General features: G+C 37.3%; 16 protein-coding genes. 7 read left to right on the top strand and 9 right to left on the bottom strand.

Going from position 1 to position 22,118, the window contains the following annotated elements; translation table 11 throughout:
- Positions 1 to 5: 5 nt before the first annotated feature.
- Both BEN71_RS06150 and BEN71_RS06145 read right to left on the bottom strand, forming a co-directional pair.
- Entirely contained in the window at positions 6 to 962 is a 957-nt protein-coding gene (locus BEN71_RS06150; RefSeq protein ID WP_068975266.1) for a DUF4424 family protein, read from the bottom strand.
- A 53-nt stretch (positions 963 to 1,015) separates the two neighbouring features.
- A complete protein-coding gene (locus BEN71_RS06145) occupies positions 1,016 to 1,831 on the bottom strand; it encodes a hypothetical protein (RefSeq protein WP_068975267.1) in 816 nt (271 codons plus the stop codon).
- Positions 1,832 to 2,124: 293 nt separating this feature from the next.
- Here BEN71_RS06145 and ahcY point away from each other — a divergent pair, with 293 nt between their 5' ends.
- From ahcY to BEN71_RS06115, 6 genes are all read left to right on the top strand, one after another.
- Complete coding sequence (ahcY, locus tag BEN71_RS06140; protein ID WP_068975268.1) at positions 2,125 to 3,507, top strand: adenosylhomocysteinase; 1,383 nt, start codon at positions 2,125 to 2,127, stop codon at positions 3,505 to 3,507.
- Between the two features lie 182 nt (positions 3,508 to 3,689).
- Positions 3,690 to 4,526: a methylenetetrahydrofolate reductase [NAD(P)H] gene (metF, locus tag BEN71_RS06135; protein WP_068975269.1), complete on the top strand. Its 837-nt coding sequence runs from the start codon at positions 3,690 to 3,692 to the stop codon at positions 4,524 to 4,526.
- Positions 4,527 to 4,563: 37 nt separating this feature from the next.
- On the top strand, positions 4,564 to 5,274 hold the full coding sequence (locus BEN71_RS06130) for a 16S rRNA (uracil(1498)-N(3))-methyltransferase (protein WP_068975270.1): 711 nt from the start codon (positions 4,564 to 4,566) through the stop codon (positions 5,272 to 5,274).
- A gap of 144 nt (positions 5,275 to 5,418) precedes the next feature.
- Positions 5,419 to 8,280, top strand: a complete 2,862-nt coding sequence (locus BEN71_RS06125; protein ID WP_068975271.1) for a sensor domain-containing protein — start codon at positions 5,419 to 5,421, stop codon at positions 8,278 to 8,280.
- A gap of 140 nt (positions 8,281 to 8,420) precedes the next feature.
- Positions 8,421 to 10,691 carry an NADP-dependent malic enzyme gene (locus BEN71_RS06120; RefSeq protein ID WP_068975272.1) on the top strand — a complete coding sequence of 757 codons (2,271 nt, stop codon included), beginning with the start codon at positions 8,421 to 8,423 and terminating at the stop codon, positions 10,689 to 10,691.
- An 86-nt stretch (positions 10,692 to 10,777) separates the two neighbouring features.
- Entirely contained in the window at positions 10,778 to 12,019 is a 1,242-nt protein-coding gene (locus tag BEN71_RS06115; RefSeq protein ID WP_068975273.1) for a multifunctional CCA addition/repair protein, read from the top strand.
- A 238-nt stretch (positions 12,020 to 12,257) separates the two neighbouring features.
- Here the strand turns inward: BEN71_RS06115 and BEN71_RS06110 are convergent, their stop codons facing one another.
- From BEN71_RS06110 to BEN71_RS06100, 3 genes are all read right to left on the bottom strand, one after another.
- A complete protein-coding gene (locus BEN71_RS06110) occupies positions 12,258 to 12,893 on the bottom strand; it encodes a P-loop ATPase, Sll1717 family (protein ID WP_152033032.1) in 636 nt (211 codons plus the stop codon).
- Between the two features lie 47 nt (positions 12,894 to 12,940).
- Positions 12,941 to 14,073 (bottom strand): IS3-like element ISAba14 family transposase gene (locus BEN71_RS06105; protein ID WP_223155595.1). Its coding sequence is split into 2 segments (ribosomal slippage): positions 12,941 to 13,821 and positions 13,821 to 14,073, totalling 1,134 coding nucleotides; the frame shifts between segments, so codons are not numbered across the junction.
- A gap of 49 nt (positions 14,074 to 14,122) precedes the next feature.
- Positions 14,123 to 15,085 (bottom strand): P-loop ATPase, Sll1717 family, encoded by a 963-nt coding sequence (locus BEN71_RS06100; RefSeq protein WP_068976127.1) that lies wholly within the window; start codon positions 15,083 to 15,085, stop codon positions 14,123 to 14,125.
- Positions 15,086 to 15,355: 270 nt separating this feature from the next.
- Between BEN71_RS06100 and BEN71_RS06095 the strand changes: the two genes are divergently transcribed.
- Positions 15,356 to 16,690 carry an ISNCY family transposase gene (locus BEN71_RS06095; RefSeq protein WP_039255483.1) on the top strand — a complete coding sequence of 445 codons (1,335 nt, stop codon included), beginning with the start codon at positions 15,356 to 15,358 and terminating at the stop codon, positions 16,688 to 16,690.
- Between the two features lie 191 nt (positions 16,691 to 16,881).
- Here the strand turns inward: BEN71_RS06095 and epmA are convergent, their stop codons facing one another.
- From epmA to BEN71_RS06075, 4 genes are all read right to left on the bottom strand, one after another.
- Complete coding sequence (gene epmA, locus BEN71_RS06090) at positions 16,882 to 17,862, bottom strand: EF-P lysine aminoacylase EpmA (RefSeq protein WP_068975473.1); 981 nt, start codon at positions 17,860 to 17,862, stop codon at positions 16,882 to 16,884.
- Positions 17,859 to 18,926 (bottom strand): 4-phosphoerythronate dehydrogenase, encoded by a 1,068-nt coding sequence (locus tag BEN71_RS06085; RefSeq protein WP_068975472.1) that lies wholly within the window; start codon positions 18,924 to 18,926, stop codon positions 17,859 to 17,861. Before BEN71_RS06085 ends, epmA begins: the two co-directional genes overlap by 4 nt.
- Before the next feature lie 137 nt (positions 18,927 to 19,063).
- Positions 19,064 to 20,302, bottom strand: coding sequence for a GGDEF domain-containing protein (locus BEN71_RS06080; RefSeq protein WP_068975471.1), 1,239 nt, complete (start codon positions 20,300 to 20,302; stop codon positions 19,064 to 19,066).
- 416 nt (positions 20,303 to 20,718) lie between these two features.
- Complete coding sequence (locus BEN71_RS06075; protein WP_068975470.1) at positions 20,719 to 22,086, bottom strand: MFS transporter; 1,368 nt, start codon at positions 22,084 to 22,086, stop codon at positions 20,719 to 20,721.
- Positions 22,087 to 22,118: the final 32 nt, after the last annotated feature.

Below are 22,118 nucleotides of genomic sequence, written 5' to 3'. Positions count from 1 at the left end.
TTTCTTTAATTGCGTAAGTTTACATAAATAATATCTAAGTCCTGTTTAGGAACAAAGTTCTTCTCCACCATCTGAAACTGTGTTGGACTAATTTTACTGACTTTCCCTTTCCAACAAAATGACACCAATTCTTTTGGATCACGTTCAATGGTTAATTTAAAATTTTCAATCGGTTTTGCCCAATTCGCCCCTGTCGTTAAAATATAGCCCAACGCACTGAATGAGGAATTTTCTGACTGCGCTTTTTTCAAACCTTTTTTAAAGTTAGCATCCATACAATATTGTTGATTATATTCATCTTCATACAGTGCAACTGAACCACCAACCAGTGGTTTATATTGATGCTTCACTTGTGTAACTGAATTGGCTTTAAATGTTTGCTTCCAGCTATAAATGACTTGCCCTGTCCAATAAATTTCCTGATCTTTTGTATAACCTTGTACCAGTTTCTGAATTTTTGGCATTTTACAATTAAAAATTTTAGATGAAAAAAACTTGCTTTCAGAAGCATCCATCCAAGGCGTCAACAAATCTTTTTCAGAAAAGCCACAATGCTTAAATTCTTCTGTCACATCTATTTCTTTTGCACGCTCATCGACTTCACCATTTTTCAATGGTTTCATAAACGCTCTGACATGCATTTGAGGCACTACAGTTTTTCCATTCACCTGAACTTTAAAACTTTTTAATAATTCTTCGGTATGGGCAAAGTCTCCATCACGATAATTATCCAACTGAGGCAAAGGAAATAAGATGGTTTCTGTCACATCCTGCTTACTGAGATTTTTAAACTGATAATCGACCTTAATAATTTTCTTGCTGATAAATAAATCTTCACTTTGCATCGCGATATTCTTATTTTTTAGATATTCGATTCCACCTGTACTGACATAGCCAGTGGAATCATTGGCAAGTGCCAAAGTTGAACAACATAAGCCTGAGAGTAAAATTATTTTTTTCATAATCATGTTCCATTTTTTTAATTTCAAATATTAAAGCATTTAAAATACTAAACTTAAGGTGCATTTTTAAGATACATAAATAAAATCCAACCAGCAAATAAAACACTCCATGTGATGATAAAGAATATAGCAATAAATAAATATCTTTTAGGTTTAGACCATGTTTGAATCGTATTATGTGGGTTAATAATTCTTTTCACTCCAATACCGATAACAGCAAATACACCCAACCCTAGTAAAACTTGAAAAATCACTAAAAACTCAGAAATCCACGAACCACGAATATCAACGATGTCCTGACTGTAAAAAAAGATGGACTGCGATGGGTCTTTTGAGTTTATCAATACAATATTCTGCCCCTGTTGAAATGACTGCCGAATTTTAGATTCAGTCAGCTGATACAGATCCGAAGCATCATCACTCATCCACAAAGTATACTGCCGTGCGACATCACTCTGTTCAGTACTATAAATTTGCCCATTAAACTGATACTGATAAATCAGAATCCCGTAGGTCGAATTAATACTTCTCGAACCTCGATGAGCATCTAGCTCAAGTGAGATCAACTGGACATCGCTCCCTCGTTGCCAGCTGGGATGTGTCCATTCAAATTCTTTTAACTGCAACAAAGGCGAAGATCGGAAAATAATCTGTAAAAAGAAATACAGAACAAATGGCAATACCAAAAGCAGATACCAAGCTACTTTCTTCTTAAAATAAAAATGACTGCTCAATAAAATAATCAAAGAAAGCACAAGACTATAAGGAACTACTCGAAGATTTTCATTATCAAATAGGCTCAACCAAAGCCCAAAAGCAACAAGTGGAATTCCCAAAATGAGACTTAGATTTTCTTTTAATTTATTCAAATTTTATCATCCATAAGGTGTTAAATTCATTGTTTTAATCATTAATCCAAGTTTAAAGGATTTAGAATAGTTTATGCCTTAGTTGATACGTTTTTATACAATCTACATTGGAACAAAATTAAAATATCGGTACAATAGTCGCCAGTCGAGGGATGCTGCGACTTTCTTACAGGCACTAAATGTAAGATCGCTAGGCTCGACCATCGGTATTCTGCTCAAAGTTATCAACTTAGAATCACCAACAACGGCATCCGCGAGCATAATGATCAATTATTTATTTTAAGGAGATCGTGATGAACGCGGTTAATGCTTCATTTACAGATTATAAAGTTGCCGATATTTCACTTGCTGACTACGGCCGTAAAGAAATCAAACTTGCTGAAGCAGAAATGCCTGCTCTAATCGGTTTGCGTAAACGCTATTCTGCTGCAAAACCACTTGCTGGTGCAAAAATTTTGGGTTGTATCCACATGACAATCCAAACAGCGGTTCTCATCGAAACTTTGGTTGAGTTAGGTGCAGAAGTTCGTTGGACATCTTGTAACATCTTCTCTACTCAAGACCATGCTGCTGCTGCAATCGCTGCTGCGGGTATTCCTGTATTTGCTTGGAAAGGCGAAACGGAAGAAGAATACAACTGGTGTTTAGAACAACAGATCAATGTGAATGGCACACCTTGGGATGCCAACATGATTCTGGATGATGGCGGCGACTTAACTGCCCTTGTTCATGAAAAATATCCTCAAGTGATTGCGAAAATCCACGGTATTACTGAAGAAACCACTACAGGTGTTCAACGTCTGTATGAAATGCACCGTGACGGTACTTTAAAAGTGCCTGCAATCAACGTAAATGACTCAGTAACCAAGTCTAAAAACGACAACAAATATGGTTGCCGCCATTCATTAAACGATGCCATCAAACGTGGTACAGATATGCTTTTATCTGGTCGTCGTGCGCTTGTAATCGGTTATGGTGACGTAGGTAAAGGTTCTGCTCAATCACTTCGTCAGGAAGGCATGATTGTACGTGTAACTGAAATCGACCCAATCTGTGCAATGCAAGCATGCATGGACGGTTATGAAGTTGTTTCTCCATACAAAAATGGCGTACAAACTGGTAAGAAAGAAGACATCAATCTTGACCTTCTTCAAAGCACTGACTTAATCGTTACGACTACAGGTAACTATCACGTATGTGATTCTGCAATGCTTGATTCATTAAAAGCAGGTGCAGTGGTGTGTAACATCGGTCACTTCGATACTGAAATCGATACGAACTACTTACGTGGTTACAAATGGGTTGAAGTTAAGCCACAAGTACACCAAGTGTATCGTACAGAAAATGAAAACGATTACTTAATCCTTCTTTCAGAAGGTCGTTTGGTCAACCTTGGTAATGCGACTGGTCACCCTTCACGTATTATGGATGGTTCATTTGCTAACCAAGTCTTAGGTCAAATGCATTTATTCGCTGAGAAATTTGCTGATCTTCCTGAAGATCAAAAACAAGCTGCGATCCGTGTAGAACTTATTCCGAAGAAACTGGATGAAGAAGTTGCTGCGGCAATGGTTGTAGGTTTCGGCGGTGTCCTGACTCAATTGACTCAAGTACAGGCAGATTACTTAGGTGTAACTGTTGAAGGTCCGTTTAAGTCTGAGTCTTATAAATATTAATTGATATTAACCCTCTCCCTAGCCCTCTCTTGCGCTGAACTTTAAAGCAATGCTTAAAGCACGCTCAGGAGAGGGAACATTCATTATCAAATGTATGTCATCGAGGGTAAGTCCTCTCCTTTCAGGAGAGGATTTAGGAGAGGTAAAATCAATCAAAAATATTGATAAAAAAGGATTTAACCATGACCAAACGTGTCCCGATTTCTTTTGAGTTTTTCCCGACCAAAACCGATGCAGGTGCGGAAAAGCTTAAAGTTGTACATCAAGAACTTCAGTTACTGAATCCTGAATTTTTCTCTGTAACTTATGGTGCGGGGGGGTCAACCCGTGAACGCACCTTGTCTACACTGGACGATTTCAACGGCAAAGGTACACCTGTTGCCCCTCACCTGTCTTGTATTGGTGACAGCAAACAACGTATTGCTGAATTGCTGGATTTGTATAAATCACAAGGTATTGACCGTATTGTGGCACTGCGTGGTGACTTACCATCAGGTCAGGTTGGCTTGGGTGAACTGCCTTATGCCACTGATCTGGTTCGCTTTATCCGTGAACATTCAGGTGATCATTTCCATATCGAAGTTGCCGCATATCCTGAAATGCATCCACAAGCCGACAGCTTTGACAAAGACATTCAACGTTTTTGTGATAAAGCCCGCGCAGGTGCAAATGCAGCACTGACTCAATTCTTCTTCAATCCAGATGCGTATTTCTACTTTGTAGACCGCATTCAAAAAGAAGGCATTGATATTCCAGTTGCGCCAGGGATCATGCCGATTACCAATGCCAGCAATCTGATTCGCTTTGCTGATGGTACTGGTGCGGAGATTCCACGCTGGATTCGTAAGCAGCTGGCGACTTATGGTGATGATTCTGCAAGTATCAAAGCCTTTGGTCATGAAGTGGTCGTGAAGCTCTGTGAACGCCTGATTGCAGGTGGTGCGCCAAGTCTGCATTTCTACACCATGAACCACACTGAACCAAACCGTCAGCTTGTACTTGACCTTGGTTTAGCATAATTCAAAATTAAATCACCTATTTTGCGAGTAAGACTGAATGCCCCGTTTTTATATTGAAACTGATTTAGCTGTTGATACTACGGTTGAACTGACTGAAACAGTTTTCCATCACTGGGTCAAAGTCTTACGTGCGCAGATTGGTGAAAAAGCCACTTTGTTCAATGGACAAGGTGGTGAATATGCTGTGACATTAGTTGATGTTGCGAAAAAATCTGCTTCAGTTCATATTGACACCTTTAATCCTGACAACCGTACACCTCACTTCACCGCACTGCTTGGGCAAGTGATGAGTAAAGGTGACCGTATGGATTATGCAATTCAAAAGGCGGTCGAACTTGGTGTTTCCAAAATTCAGCTGTTGACTTCTGAACGCTGTGAAATGCGTTTAAAATACGACCGTGATCAGAAGAAAATTGATCACTGGCAAGGCATCGCAATTGCAGCCTGTGAACAATGCGGCATGAATATTATTCCTCAAATACTTGCACCACTCAGTCTTGAGCAATGGTTACAAACAGCATTACCGACAACTAAACTTGTACTCGCACCTGAAAAAGAACAGACGGAAGTGCTTAAAGATGCAAGCCAGGATATTGTGCTATTGATTGGTCCAGAAGGTGGACTCAGTGAAGCTGAAATCAGCCAGGCAAATGATTACGGATTTAAAAACTGGTGCATCGGGAACCGTGTATTGAGAACTGAAACAGCTCCAGTTGTCGCATTATCCATTTTGAATTATTACAAATAAAAAAGCAAAACAAGTCACATATCACTATTGCAATCTGATACATTTCACGGTATTTTAGCTTTAAAACAGCCTATTGATTAATAAAACTAAAAAATAAATTATTATTTCAATGCTTTTCTTAAAATGACAAAGGTGTAATGATAAATGAATGATGTTCAGGAAGAGCTTCTTTCATATGGTGTCAACTCATCCAATATAAGAAAGATCGCAAAACAGCTTAGAATTTTTTTTCTATGGCTACTTTTTAGCTGTGTTTCTGATGTATTCATTTATTTTTGTCTATTTCATAAAACGTCGAGTGCATTAACGATTTGGTTGGCACTTTCAAGTTTTTTTATTTTGTCTTTTTTTATTTTTAATACTTACGTCACATATCAACATAAAATAAAAAAATTCAAATATATCAATACATTATTTCAGGTTTTTTGTTTAATTTTAGGTAGTCTACTGGGTCTAGGTATTTATATACTTAATTTAGAAATCTCGTTGATGCCAAATATAGTTGCTCCTTTTTACTCTTTTCTATTATCTGGATTTTTATTAAGTTTCCCATCCATGATGGCTATGAACTTTCTAAATCAAAGATTCAGCTACTTTTTAGCTTTTTATATCCCTGCTGTTACCCCAATTTTTAGTGTGCCGCTACTTTTCCCCACAAATACAAATGAGATCTACAGTACAATTTTTATTATATGGTTCTTACTTTTATTTTTTTGCGCCTATGTCTCACATAAAATTTATATTCGTGCAGAAAACCTAAACACTAAAAATAAATTTCTGTTTAAACAATCACAGGAACGACTTGAAGAATCACAATATTTGCAGCAACAACTCAAATCAGAGATTTCAAAAACTCAAGCAATGAAAGATGAATTGCAAATGCATAATCATCTACTTGAACAAACTGTGAAAGAAAGAATTTATGATTTTAAGCAAATCAATGACCGTTTGGAGAATCATCAAGCCAATTTATCTTTTGCACATGAAACGGCTGGAATCCACTCATGGGTGTGGAATATTGAAAAGCGCACCTTTGAAATTGCCAACTCAAAAAGTGATGTAGAGTTTAGACAATTAAATCTAAAACCAAATAGTATCAATGACTATATCCATCCTGAAGATATTGCGAACTATAAAACCTTACTCATCCAGCATCTCAAAGGAAAAAGTGGACGTTTCGAAGCTATTTACCGTATTAAACATGATGATCAATGGTGTTGGGTTCAAGACATTGGTAAAGTCGTTTCTAAAAACTCAAAAAATAAGCCGCTAAGAATGGTTGGCATTCAACGTAACATTCAAAAAGAAAAAACAGATCAGGAAAAATTAAAACTTGCAGCGAATGTACTAGATCAAGTTGCGGAAGGTGTTTTTGTTTTAGATAATAACCTATGTTATTTAGAGGTTAATCCTTATTTTGAAAAACTCTTAAATTATAAAGAAGAAGAAGTTATTGGACGACATCTATTTGATATTACAATAAATAACAACCCGAAAATTCAACAAGAATATACCCTAATCACTCAAGAATTAATCCGCGATGGAGAATACGAGTCTGAAATACAGGTCGATTTCACTTCAGGTAAAAAAGTCATTCTGTGGGTTCATATCAATGCGATTTATGATGAAAAAAATAAAGTTGCAAATTATGTTGGCATTATTACTGATCTAACTGATCGTAAAAAACAAGAGCAACGGCTATCATACTTAGAACATTATGATATTCTGACCGATTTACCAAATCGTTTTTATTTTAAACAACAACTCCACAATTATCTGACACATTATTCTGATTCATTTAAAAGCTTTGCTGTTTTACGAATCAATATCGACCGTTTTAAACTATTTAATGAGTTTACAAGTCACAAAGATGGAGATGAATTACTCAAACAAGTTGCCAATCGTTTAAGACTCAGTTGTACTCACGCGTCCTTAATTGCTTATCTGAATAATGATGATTTTGCAGTTATCTATAATCTAAGTAGCTGTAATATTGATATTCACCAACAAACTCAAAAACTATTAGAAGATTTTAAACAACTCTTCGAAATCAATGGACAAGAACAGATTATTACCATTTCTATTGGTGCCGCTATTTATCCAGAACATGGTCTACAGTTAGATAGCTTAAATGGGCATGCTGAATCCGCACTGAATGAAGCCAAGCGTTTAGGTGGAAATACGGTTTATTTCTATTCAAACAAGAAAACAGCCATTCATAATCAAGAAGTCAACTTAGAAAATGAATTGCGTAAAGCCATAAAAAACAAAGAGCTTGCAGTACATTATCAACCTAAAATTTGTATTCGAACCAATAGAATATACGGCTTTGAAGCATTAATTCGCTGGTTACACCCTATTCATGGTTATATTTCACCCGACATCTTTATTCCGCTTGCAGAAGAAACCAGTTTGATTTCAGACATTGGGCTTTTCGTGCTGCATGAAACTTGTAAGCAAATTCAAGAATGGCAAGGCTTAGGTTTTGATCACTTTAGAGTTTCAATCAATATCGTTGCGCAACAAATTTATCGTGGTGAGTTAGTCGATGAAATTGATTATGCACTTCAAAAATATAATATTTCTGGGGACATGTTAGAGCTCGAACTGACAGAATCTACATTATTTGATAAATCAGAGGATGTAAATATTCTTCTACAGCAACTCAAAGAACGCCATATTTCTATTTCTTTGGATGATTTTGGTACAGGCTATTCATCGCTCGCCTATTTAACCAGTTATCCTTTTGATATTTTAAAAATTGATAAAGCTTTTATTTCTAAAATTGGACAAGAAAAAGATGAAGCGATCGTAAATGCAATCATTGCAATGGGCAATGCGATCGGGATTACGCTTGTTGCAGAAGGTGTTGAAACTAGAGAACAAATGTTGTTCCTAGAAAAACACGGTTGCTATATTTTACAAGGCTTCTATTTCTCTAAAGCGCTGTCCTCTGCGGATAGCACGAAATATTTAGAACAACATAAACTTATCACTATTTGTTAGGATATTTAGATTTCAAAGCTATAACTTTGTTTGAAATAAGCACATTTTGACTGTCGATATTGCTCAACAAATGGTATATTCAAGAAAATTTAGCCAAAATCACCAGCGCCCGCTGGTACATTGTAACAAACGAGATGTAAATGGACGATCAATCACTAAAACAGCAAGCTCTGTATTATCATGAATTTCCAACTCCAGGAAAAATCAGCGTCACTCCTAGTAAGCAACTCGTTAACCAACATGATCTTGCACTTGCCTACTCCCCTGGTGTTGCTGCGCCATGTTTGGAAATCGAGAAAGACCCATCAAAAGCGGCTCTTTATACAGCACGTGGTAACTTGGTCGCTGTGGTCAGTAATGGTACTGCTGTTTTAGGTCTTGGAAATATTGGTCCTTTAGCTTCAAAACCTGTGATGGAAGGTAAAGGCGTATTATTTAAAAAGTTCGCTGGTGTCGATGTATTTGACATCGAAATTGCTGAAAATGATCCAGATAAAATTGTTGATATTGTTGCAGCATTAGAGCCTACTTTTGGCGGTATCAACTTAGAAGATATTAAAGCACCAGAATGTTTCTACATTGAACAAAAACTTCGTGAACGCATGAATATTCCTGTGTTCCACGATGACCAACATGGTACTTCAATTATTGTTGGTTCTGCATTAATCAATGCTTTGCAATTGAATGGCAAAAAAATTGAAGAAATCAAAATCATCGCTTCAGGTGCAGGTGCTGCGGCCCTCTCTTGCTTAGATTTACTTTGTGCGATTGGTGCGAAGAAAGAAAATATCATCGTGGCTGACTCACGTGGCTTATTGACCACTAAACGTGAAGGTTTGGATGAGTCTAAAAAGCGTTATGTGCAAGACATCGAAGGTACTCAACTTGCAGACGTAATCGCAGGTGCGGACATGTTCTTGGGGCTTTCTGCGGCAGGTATTTTAACCAAAGAAATGGTTAAAGTGATGGCAGCTGATCCAATCATCTTTGCATTGGCAAACCCAGATCCAGAAATTTTACCTGAACATGCACATGAAGTTCGTCCTGACGTAATCATGGCAACAGGGCGTTCTGACTATCCAAACCAAGTGAATAATGCACTTTGCTTCCCATATATCTTCCGTGGTGCTTTGGACGTTGGTGCAACTACCATTAACGAAGAAATGAAGATTGCATGTGTACATGCGATTGCACGTATGGCGCACGTTGAAGCAGACGCTGCATCTTATGGTGAAAAATCTGCATCTTTTGGTCGTGACTATTTAATTCCACGTCCGCTTGATCAACGTTTGATTCTTGAAATTGCCCCTGCTGTTGCACAAGCTGCAATGGATTCTGGTGTTGCAAGCCGTCCGATTACTGATTTCTCTGCATATCGTCAACGTCTTTCTGAGTTCGTTTATAACTCAGCATTGATGATGAAGCCTATTTTTGCGCAAGCGAAATCTGCTCCTAAGCGTATTGCTTATGCAGAAGGTGAAGATTTGCGTGTACTTCGTGCAGTTCAAATTGCAGTTGATGAAGGTTTAGCGCATCCGATCCTTGTGGGTCGTACTGCTGTAATCGAAGCAAATATCAAAAAATTAGGCTTACGTCTTGACAATGGTGTGAATATCACCATCGTTGATCAAGAAAATAATCCTGATTATGAAAAATTTGCTGAAGATTATCACAGCATTATGCAACGCAAAGGCGTAACACCTGAGTATGCTCAACGTGAATCACGTCGTCGTTCTACTTTGATTGCTGCAATGTTAGTTCGTCACGGTCTTGCTGATGGTATGTTATGTGGTACCTATTCAAGCTATGACATCCATTTGGATTTCGTTAGTAATGTAATCGGGCTAAAAGAAGGTCGTAATAACTTCTTTACCTTGAATGCATTGATGCTTGAAGATCGCAATTTATTTATTGCTGATACCTATATCAACCGTAACCCAACGGCTGAACAATTGGCTGAAATGACTATTTTAGCGGCTGAAGAAGTACGTCGTTTCGGTATGACACCGCGTGTTGCATTATTGTCTCACTCAAGTTTTGGCTCAGATCAAACTGACCCTAGCGCTCAAAAAATGCGTAAAGTGTTTGAAATTTTGTCCGAAATTGCACCTGAACTTGAAGTTGAAGGTGAAATGCATGCCGATGCGGCTTTGGATGAAAATATTCGTCATTTTGCATTCCCGAACTCACGTTTCAAAGGTTCTGCAAACTTGTTGATCATGCCAAACCTTGATGCGGCAAACATTTCATTCAACTTGTTAAAATCAACATCTGGCAATAATGTGACCATTGGTCCTATCTTGCTAGGTGCTTCTAAACCAGTTCATATTTTAACACCGACTGCAACAACTCGTCGTTTGGTGAATATGACTGCATTAACAGTTGCTGAAATTCAACAAGCTGAAAGTTAATACATGAATCTTTAGTAAACTAAAGATCTGTACTTGAGAAAACCTCTATTCTGTTGCATGATGGCATTAAGAATAGAGGTTTTTTCATGCAAGTTTATTTAGTAGGCGGTGCTGTCAGAGATCATTTACTCGGTCATCCCTATCACGAAAAAGATTATGTTGTTGTCGGTGCAACACCTGAACAACTTCTTGCCCAAGGTTATCAACCTGTGGGTAAAGACTTCCCTGTTTTTTTGCATCCTGAAACCAAAGATGAATATGCACTTGCCCGAACCGAACGTAAATCTGGGCATGGTTATCATGGCTTTGAGTTTTATACCGATCCTGCGGTGACATTAGAAGAAGATTTAATTCGTCGTGATTTAACCATTAATGCAATTGCTATGGATGCCGATGGTCAAGTGTTTGATCCCTATCATGGTCAGGATGATTTAAATAATAAAATCCTGCGTCATGTATCTATTGCCTTTGCTGAAGATCCTTTACGTGTACTCCGTGTTGCCCGCTTTGCTGCACGTTATGCGCAATATGGCTTTTCAATAGCCGATGAAACTTTGGCATTGATGCGTCAACTCGCTGAGTCAGGTGAATTAGAAGCGCTAACCCCTGAACGTGTTTGGAAAGAAACCTCACGTGCTTTGATGGAAGATCGTGCTGATGTTTATTTTCAAGTATTACGTGAATGTGGTGCTTTAAAAGTTTTATTCCCTGAAATTGATGCCTTGTTTGGTGTTCCACAACGTCCTGAATATCATCCTGAAATAGACTGCGGTATTCATACCCTGATGTCTTTGCAACAAGCCTGTAAAGCCAATTATTCTTTGGATGTGCGTTTTGCTGTCTTGGTTCATGATTTAGGTAAAGCATTAACACCAGAAGCAGAATTACCGCGTCATATCATGCATGAAGAACGTGGAATTAAACCTGTGACTGAAGTCTGTGATCGTTTAAAAGTTCCTACGTTAACCAAGCAACTTGCTTTGGCAGTGTGTAAAGAGCATTTGAAATGTCATCAAGCTTTTACATTAAAAGCTGGTACTTTATGGCGTTTGTTACAGCGTTTGGATGTTTTGCGTCGCCCTGAGCGTGTCGAAGCTTTTGTGCAGGCGTGTGAATGTGATGCGCGTGGTCGTTTGGGTTTAGAGGATCGTGACTATCCTCAGGCAAACTATGTTTTAGATGCGATGAAAACTGTTCGTACCATTAAGGCTTCTGACCTCCCACCTGAAATTCAAGGTGCAGATATTGGTGAGATGTTGATTCAGAAACGGATTGAGGCGATTGGGCATTTAAAGCATGAATTAGGGCATCATACGCATACAGCATAAATGAAAAGTCCTCTCAGAAATGGGAGGATTACATTCATTATTGGTAACGACTAAAAACTACCTAATGATGGTTTACGTGGAATAATGAAATTTCATATAAAAAAGCCTAACTTGTCTAAGTCAGGCTTTTCATGTATTACAAGTTGTTGAAATTATTTAACAATATATTGGTATTTCGCATAAGGTGTATTCTGTTAATTTTAAATACACTAAAATTTATAACAGAAAAAGTACGGAATCATTCAGCTTCTCTATTCTCTCTCAAATTTAATACTCTAACTAAACCTTCATGAACACGATATTCATCAGAATCAACAAAGCCTTGGGTAGGGTAAAAACATTTAAAACGCCATTCTTTAGATGAACCTATCTTAAACCCAATGATCGAGTTATCGAAAAGGAAACGTAAATGATCAGTTATATCTCCAGATTTTAACTCCTCTTCTAAGATTGTTAATTCCTTTTCTAATGCTTCTTTAGTGAAATTTGTTGAACCATTATTTTGAAGAGCATTTAATAAATTGTGGATAATCGGTTTCTGTACAGCCCATTCATCAATAATTTCTTTCTTTAGCCAATCAGAATAACCTGGTTCTGCATCATAAATAGACTGAGACTCTAATTTTTCAAAAATAATAGCTTCATCATTGAATGGATCATTTTGTTTGTCTTTCATAGTTTCAATAATTCTTCCCATTATTGAAATCAAATCTCGAGGTCTCATCATAGTACGTTTTAATAAGTAATTAGTAGGTTTTGTACGTTGCCTCATTTCATTTTTATCAAATAAATCATCTAAATTATCTATAGTTGGAATATTATTTTCTTTTGCAAAATAATTTATACGACGGAGTAATAAAAGAGGTGGTCCCACTTGTTTGAACAACTAAAAGCGTATTTATAAGTGATATTCCGCTCTAGTTAAGCCACCTTGTTTTGTTGGGGTAGCTGATCATAGTAAAACTCATTTGGTGTCATTTTGTCTAGACTCGAATGAGGTCGTTTCAAATTATAAAACTCAAAATATGCACTTAATTGCTTTTTCGCATCTGTGACACTGCTATAAGCTTTGAGATACACCTCTTCATATTTAACGCTCCGCCATAATCGTTCAACCATCACATTATCTACCCATCGACCTTTACCATCCATACTGATTTGAATGCCATTTGATTTCAATACATCAATAAATGCATCACTGGTAAACTGGCTGCCTTGGTCTGTATTAAATATTTCAGGTCGACCATATTTTTCAATCGCTTCATTTAAAGCCGAAATACAAAAATCCACCTCCATACTAATCGATACCCTATGCGCAAGTACCTTGCGGCTATGCCAATCAATCACAGCACATAAATAAACAAAGCCTTTTGCCATAGGGATATACGTTATATCCGTAGACCACACTTGATTACTGCGCTGAATAGCCAACCCTTTGAGCAGATATGGATATTTACGGTGAGCTTGATTAGCCTGGCTTAAATTTGGTTTGCAATATAACGCCTGAATACCCATTTTCTTCATTAAAGTACGTGTATGACGTCGTCCTATATGATGTCCTTGACGATTCAACAAATCACGCATCATACGACTGCCTGCAAAAGGATATTGCATATGTAATTCATCAATACATCGCATCAGCTTCAGATCTGATGCACTCACAGGTTTTGGGCGATAGTAATAACAACCACGGGAGACTTTCAGCAGCTTAGCTTGCTTAGATACTGAAATCTGAAGTGAGTCGTCGATTAACTTTTGTGGTTGAAGCGGCCCAGTTTCTTCAACACACCTTCTAAAAAATCAATTTCTAATGCCTGCTCACCGATTTTTGCATGTAGTTTTTTTAGATCGATGGGTGGTTCTGTTGGAGCTTTTGATTGATCGAAAGCTTGCGAGGAAGCTGAGATCAATTGATTTTTCCAGTCAATAATTTGGTTTTGATGAACATCAAACTCAGCACTCAATTCAGCAAGTGTTTTTTCTGCTTTAATCGCAGCAAGTGCTACCTTAGCTTTAAAATCATTTGAATGATTTCTTCTTGGTCTACGTGCCATAAAATACTCCATATATTGATGTTTATAACATCATTTGAGGAGCAGAATATCACTTATAGGAGTTGTTCAAATTTACGGATCCATCTCTTAAACTAGCCAAAGAAGCTTTATTCCAATGCAGTAAGGCTCCACAATCTTCGCGTAATTTATTAGCATCATTAATGCTGAGAACATCAAAGATATCTTCTCTCAAAAAAATAATCGGTCTTATTTTTTCTTTGTATTGACTAGTAATAGAGTCACTAGCACTTACTAAGCCTGCAATAACTCGTTTAGATGAGCTGTAAGAAACATTATCCCAAGCCTCGTCAATACGATCGAAGCACAAATACACAACAGGAAGATTGTTTTCAGCTAATAGCTTTTGTAAAGACTTATCTAAGAAATCTATTAAGTGTTCAATATTTTCTGATAGATGTTGCTTTAATGATTGATTTTTTTGAACATCTTGAAAGGAAACCTCTCCAACATTAAGTTCTAACCCTTCAAGTCCACCGTCTTCAATTGATAATCCAGCTTTCGGTAAAGTAACTCCAGATAACGATAAAATCTTCTTACCAATAACTTGATATATCGATGGAATTGGGGAGTCAAAGATCTTTTCTAAAAGTGTATTACATTTTTCAAGCTCTTTCGGCACCTTCTTTTTTTCACTAATAAACCATTCTCTATAGGCTTTGATGCTTTCAATAAGAATTACAAGCTTCCATGATTGTTTATATGCTAATGATTCAGCTTTTTTTTCATCTAATAAAAGTGAATGAATATTCCAATTATAATCTTCAAATGATAAAGAAACTAATATATCTTTTTGACTTATAAAGTTGTGCGCATTTTCTGATAGATATTTAAATACTGCAGTTTTTCCAGCCCCTTTTCGGCCTAGCACTAAAAATGATGAAGGACTATCAATTACCTTATCTAAAACTCCGTTATCAAAGAAGTATTCTGACAACAAATCATCTCTCTCAGCAGCCACTTTACCCACATTAATCCATTCAAGAATATCCATTTAGCCCTCAATAAAATTTAATAAATAATTGAAATTAAAAAAATATTTATATACTAATTCTATATTAAATATTTTCATAGACTTATTCCCTTATTATTTAAAATAAAATCACTAATACTTGAGTTATCTACTAAATAGCCCTCTATTTAACATAATGGGCGTTATACGAAGTATAAATGTTAGAACCCATTTAAAGTGTCTATATTCTCACCAATAAAAATGTCTGGTTTATGATGATTTTTATCACCATGGACTGGATATAAAATATAGATGCTGATCACTATGTCTGACAAAGAAATTCAACGTCTTGCAGTTCTGCAAGACGTTCGAGATCATCGTATTACCCAAGTCCGTGCTGCTGAAATCCTGAATCTTTCCACCCGTCAAATTACCCGGTTATTGCAGAAGCTCAATCAAGATGGTGTTTCAGGCATGACGCATGCCAGTCGTGGTCAACCGGGCCATCATCGCCATGACGATTTATTAAAATCGCAATGTCTTTCCATTATTTCTGAACATCTGCTGGGCTTTGGACCTACCTTGGCGCATGAGAAGCTCAGCAGCATGTTTGACCTGAATATCCCGGTAGAAACGGTTCGGCGCTGGATGACTGCAAATGACCTTTGGATTCCGCGATCCAAACGTCTAAAACGCCCATACCAGCCACGCTATAACCGTGATTGCTTCGGTGAGCTGATCCAGATTGATGGCTCATATCATGACTGGTTTGAAGGAAGAGCCACCAAATGCTGTTTGCTGGTTTATATCGATGATGCTACCGGCAAGCTGTTGCATCTGCGCTTTTGTGAGGCTGAAACGACCTTTGACTATATGCTTTCAACCCGAGCCTACATTGAGCAATACGGCAAGCCCTTGGCCTTTTACAGCGATAAACACTCGGTATTCAGAGTGAATCAGAAATCCAGCCAAGACAGCAAGATCACGCAATTTGGGCGGATTCTGAATGAGTTAAACATTGATATTATCTTCGCCAACTCCCCACAGGCGAAGGGTCGCGTAGAGCGAGCGAATAGAACCCTTCAGGACCGTTTGATCAAGGAGATGCGCCTGGAAGGCATCTGTTCGATTGCAGAAGCAAATGCCTGGTTGCCCTGCTTTATTGAGCAGTTCAATCAGAAGTTCGCCAAATGTGCGCGAAACTCAAAGAACCTGCATCGTCCATTAACCGAATCTGATCTTGAACTGGATGATATTTTTACCTGGCAGGAACCGCGTAAGGTCACCAAGAACCTGACGATTACCTATGACAAATGTATTTATCTGCTTGAACCGACAGAGCTGAATCATAAGCTTGCTGGGCAATACATTGCATTTCTGGAGTATCCGGATGGCACTGTGGCCCTCATGCATGAAGGACGAAAGCTCAACTACAGCATCTTCAATAAATTGGCTGGGCTACAGCAAAATGAGATTGTTGAGAATAAACGGTTAGGTTCAGTCCTGGCGCATATTCAACAGCAGCATGAAGAACTAGAAAAACAGAATAAACGTTCCCGGGCCAAGAAAAGTATGCCAAGTCGTAAAGCTCAGAAAGCTGTTGTTGAACAAAGAAACTTAAATCCTGTGCTTGACTCTTGTGGTTAAAAACAGGACATTTTAAATGGTTTATCGCATAGACATTTTAATTGGTGAATAACAATAAATTAAATATTTGTTATTTTTCAATATCTTAATTATTATAAATATCGCCACTTATGATCAAAAAAGCGACTTGAAAAAAGTCGCTTTATTTTTAATCTATTTTACCACAAAAATGCCTTTTAGATTTCAATCCCTCACGACACATCCGCTGTAAAACTCACCACTTTTTCGAGCTTCATTTGATTGGTCACCACCATCAATAAACGATCAATCCCCAAAGCAATTCCAGAACATTCAGGCATATTTGGTAATGCGGCAAGCAAATACTCATCTATCGGCATCACATGTAAGCCCAACTTTTCACGCTCAGCATTATCCACTTCAAAACGACCACGCAATACATTTGCATCAATCAGTTCATCATAAGCATTGGCAAGTTCCAAACCTTCGATATACAACTCAAAACGAGCTGCAACCAATTCCCCATCTTCATCAATACGTGTCTTGGCAAGTGACGCCATTTCAGGTGGAAAATCCGTTAAAAACACAGGTGTATCGAAACCTAAACTTGGCTCAACCATGTGAGAAAATAATAGGTCTATGTAGCCTAGACGATCATCACCCAAATCCAAATTTAAACCGACACGGCGACAAGCATCTTTTAATTCCTTTAAAGTCGCTTGCAATGGATTTAAATCCAAACGATCCATAAAGGCGTGCTTATAACTGTAAATCGTTGGGCGAACTTCACCAAAACGCTCAGCCAAAACCACATTGAGTAAATCGGTCACTTCCAACATCAAATCTTTCAATGAAAACTCAGGACGATACCATTCCAACATGGTGAATTCACTGTTGTGCTTACGCCCATGCTCATCATCACGAAAGACTTTACAGATTTGATAAATCGCCCCACTGCCACTTGCAAGCAAACGCTTCATGGCAAATTCAGGGGAAGTCTGTAGATAATGCATCTGTTTTTTGCCTTGTACATGACGCTGTGCCTGCACAGAAGCCAAATGCACATCGGTCACGCCTGCTTGCGAAAGTACAGGTGTTTCCACTTCCAACACATCACGTTCCGCAAAAAACTGACGAAGTTGAGCATACATTTTGGCACGGGCTTTTAATGCTTTTAAATCGCAAGTCGGCTGATAATTTACAGATTCACTCATGCTTTAGGACCTCCGTGCGCTGCCCATTCACGGCGCAAAGGATAGGTTTTACGGAGATAATCAAAAGCTTTTTGATCAACCTTGCCATCTTTTAAACATGCTCGTAGATTTTGGTCATCACGTGAAATATTATAAATATCAGACAAATGATGCTTCAAAGTTTGTTTAATACTATTGCCATAGAAATACTGATCACATGCAGGAAGTTGTGATTCAAATTTTTTATGTGCAGGATAATCAAAAGTTTTACAAAAGGCTTCGTAAATCATTTGTGTACCACGTGCCTTGCCTTCCAAGCTGTAACCTGCAATATGTGGTGTCACGATGGTCACTAAATCTAATAATTGTTGTGAAATTTCAGGCTCATGTTCAAACACATCCAGTACGACTTTACGTTTTGTTTGAAGAATATCTTGAATTAAAGCAGCTTCTTCAATAACTGGGCCACGTGCTGAATTAATCAGAATAGTTTCAGGCTTTACCATTGCCAAAGTTTCTGCATTGATCAAATGATAGGTTGGGTAATCACCTAATTTTGTTAATGGCACATGTGTCGTGATTGCATCTGAATTTTTGAGTAATTCTTCTAATTCAACCTGTTGAATATCATGATGCTGTACAAAAGGATCATAGCCGATGACATTCCAACCCAAAAGTTTCGCCATATAAGCCAAACGTGAACCCACATTCCCCAAACCAATAATGCCTAAAGTAAATTGGTTATTCTGCGATAAAAGTGTTGGATTCAATTTTAATAATGCAGTGATGACATATTCTGCCACAGCTTGTGCATTACACCCTGCTGCATTTGACCAAGCAATTTGCTGTGCTTCGATTGCTGATATGTCGAGATGGTCGGTACCAATTGTGGCACTGCCCACAAATTTAAGTGGTGTATTTTGAATCAGTTGTTCATTCACTTTTGTGACTGACCGTACCAATAATGCTTCAGCATCTATCACATTGTCATGACTTAAACTACGCCCTGCTGCTTGATGAATATCGCCAAATTCAGCAAAAAAATATTCGGTAAATGCGAGATTTTCATCTGCAACAATTTTCATAGTATAGCCCAAGGTATTGATGCAACTATGATACCGCTTTGTAGACGTGAAAACTATGTAGAAGCGATGTTCTTCTAAAATCGATGCTGTAATTGCTCTGATTTTCTACGAATAAAAGTGTTGAATATCATATCCAATTAAATTTCTAAGTAGGTCAAACGATCTCGACCTAAACGCTTTGATTCATACAAAGCATTATCTGCGACATTTAAAATCTCATCATACGCCATCTGTTTATTTTTATATAAGGTCATACCAATACTTAATGTTAAATATGCAGAAATTTCTGATTTCTCATGAACTATTTTTTGGTCTCGTATGTCTTGTAAAATGTTTTCAGCAATCTGTTTTGATTCTTGTAAATTCGTATTCACCAAAACAATGACAAACTCTTCTCCTCCATAACGAATCGCCAAATCATCTTCTGAAATATGTCTTTTTAAGGTTTGAGCAACACGTACTAAAGCCAAATCACCCTGTTGATGCCCATAGACATCATTAAACATTTTAAAAAAATCTACATCAATAAACAGTACAGCTAAACTACTCTGAGATTGCTGTGTCCATTGAATCATTTCTTCCATTTGATACTTAAAACTACGCCGATTTCCCAATAATGTTAAAGTATCTTGTTGACTAATCGTGGTTAGATGTTTATTTAAAATTTCATACAATTTTTTATCTAGTTCAATAATTCGTGACTGTAAAAAGCGTACTCGTTCTGTGGAGACCGTTAAAATAGCAAGCCCTAAGCCCACTAAATTTCCCAAGATCATGACATTAAATAATACCCATGGTGGGACATGCTTAGCAGTCAATCCCAAAACAATACATGTCAAAACCGCGGCAATAATCCCTGCAACAAAAGTATGTAATGGTCTTAGCCCAGAACACATATAAGCAAACATCAACGCGAAAATGATAATCAGCGTACCACGCCATGTCATAGCCAGTGATTGCGTTAAAAATAAAACACTTTGAACGATAGTTAAACTGATACAAATGACGGTACTCACGATAGCACTATAATTATTTTTCCAAATCGGATGCTTCGCCATGATATAAATGCACAACAAAGCCACCCATCCTGTTGTATATGAAATCAAGGTCATGAATACATCATGATTTCTAAATTGAGCTTCGGTGGTAAAATAATTGATCGGTAAACTAATGATTTCAAAAATCAAATAAAAAATACTGGCTGGAATGAATGCACTGATAATCAACTTACAAATTCGTGCTTGTCGATCATTCCAGAACTTTTCTTCTAATTCTTCTGAAAATTGTGATGCGATTTGTTTTTTTTGATGACCCAATAAAGTTTCAAATTCATGTCGTTCTTTCTGAATATCTTCAACTTCATTTTCTAAGGTCATATTCTTCGCTATTGAAAGTTTAATGATGTGCGAAAAAATATTATAGACAATTCGTTTTAATTTAAAACAATTTTATAAAATATATATTTGAATAATAATGTTTATTTTTAATATCAACTAAACATAATATTAAGTTTTTATTTAAAATAAACAGCGCACTCGACCAGATTTTCTAAGTTATTCAATCACTCATAGAAACATTTACAATCAGAGTTTTGTACCATAAATAACTCATACTTTGAAATTTTGGGATACGTTTTCGTGTATCATTTTTTCAGGAAAACCTAATTATTGAATTAATATTACTGCAGAACATCAATTCAATAATATTCTATTTTAAAATTTTGGGGGGCAAATCATACTTCAAATCAATATCATTCAGACCGCCAAATTCACACTGTTTTTTTAATGGCTAATCAAGACAACTCTCTCACTGTTCTTTTCGAGTAATCTATACTTTCAATTGTCTGCTTTTCGACTGAAGCTTTTAAATTCACCAAGAAAATTGCGAGTGCTGCGATAAAACCAGGAATCGCAATTACGAGAAAATTCATTTGATGTGGTAATTGTAAAGTCAATAAAGCACCAGTTAGGACAGGTCCAACGATTGCACCGATACGTCCAATACCAGAAGCCCAGCCCATGCCTGTTGAGCGTACTGCTGCTGGATAAAATTGTGCGACAAAAGTGTAAAGTAGTATTTGTGATCCAATCGTTGCAGCCCCCGCAATCGCAATCAGGCTATACAATAAAATTTGATGACTCTTAAAACCGAGTAAAATTAATGCCACAGCACCTACACTAAACATAATCGTAAGTACAGGTTTTAAATGGAACCGATCTGCCAAGACGCCACCACCGATTGCTCCAACCATGCCACCAATATTTAAAGCAAAAAGGAAAAGCATACTTGCGCCAAGTGAATAGCCAGCTTGAATCATCAATTTCGGTAACCAACTTCCAAGCGCATAAACCATTAACAAACACATGAAAAATGCCACCCAAAACATCATGGTGCTAAAAGTACGACCTTGTTGAAATAAAGCTTTGAGCGGTGCTTCATCTTCATTACTTGCTTCATTTAAACTAAATTCAGTACTTGTTGTGATATTTTGCTGTGGTGAAATTTTTTGAACAATTTCAGCGACTTTATCTCTTTCACCTTTTTGAGTTAAAAACATCAATGATTCAGGTAAAAATTTCCAAATCAAAGGTAAGCAAATCATTGGAATAGCGGCAATATAGAACATGATCTTCCAACCATAATCCGCAACCAACCATGCACCCAATAATGCAGAAGTCATCCCACCAATCGCATAACCACTGAACATCACTGCAACCAAGGTACTACGAATTTTTTTCGGTGCATATTCAGTCATTAAGGCAACAACATTCGGCATCACACCGCCAATTCCAAGCCCTGCGAGAAAACGTAAAACTCCAAACTCAATCGGTGTAGAAGCAAATGCACCCAGAAAAGTAAAACCGCTGAAAATAGCGACACAAATCATAATGGTCTTTTTACGACCCAATTTATCTGACAGCGTCCCAAAACTCATTGCACCAAACATCATGCCAAATAGTGCTGTACTGGCAAGCAATCCCGCTTGAACTGCTGTTAATCCCCATTCTTGCATGAGTAATGGCAAAGCGACTCCATAAATCACCAAGTCATAGCCATCAAAAATAATAATACTCAAACACCATAATAAAACACTCCAATGAAATGGTGTAAATTTAGCGTCATCCACAATGCTATTTATATTTAATTTATTCGTTTGCATAATCAGCCTCCTGCTGAGAAACGTGATAAAAA

The sequence above is a fragment of the Acinetobacter wuhouensis genome, from assembly GCF_001696605.3.
Classification (GTDB): domain Bacteria; phylum Pseudomonadota; class Gammaproteobacteria; order Pseudomonadales; family Moraxellaceae; genus Acinetobacter; species Acinetobacter wuhouensis.
Note: the sequence above shows the minus strand (reverse complement) of the source record. Positions and strands in the feature narration are given on the sequence as shown.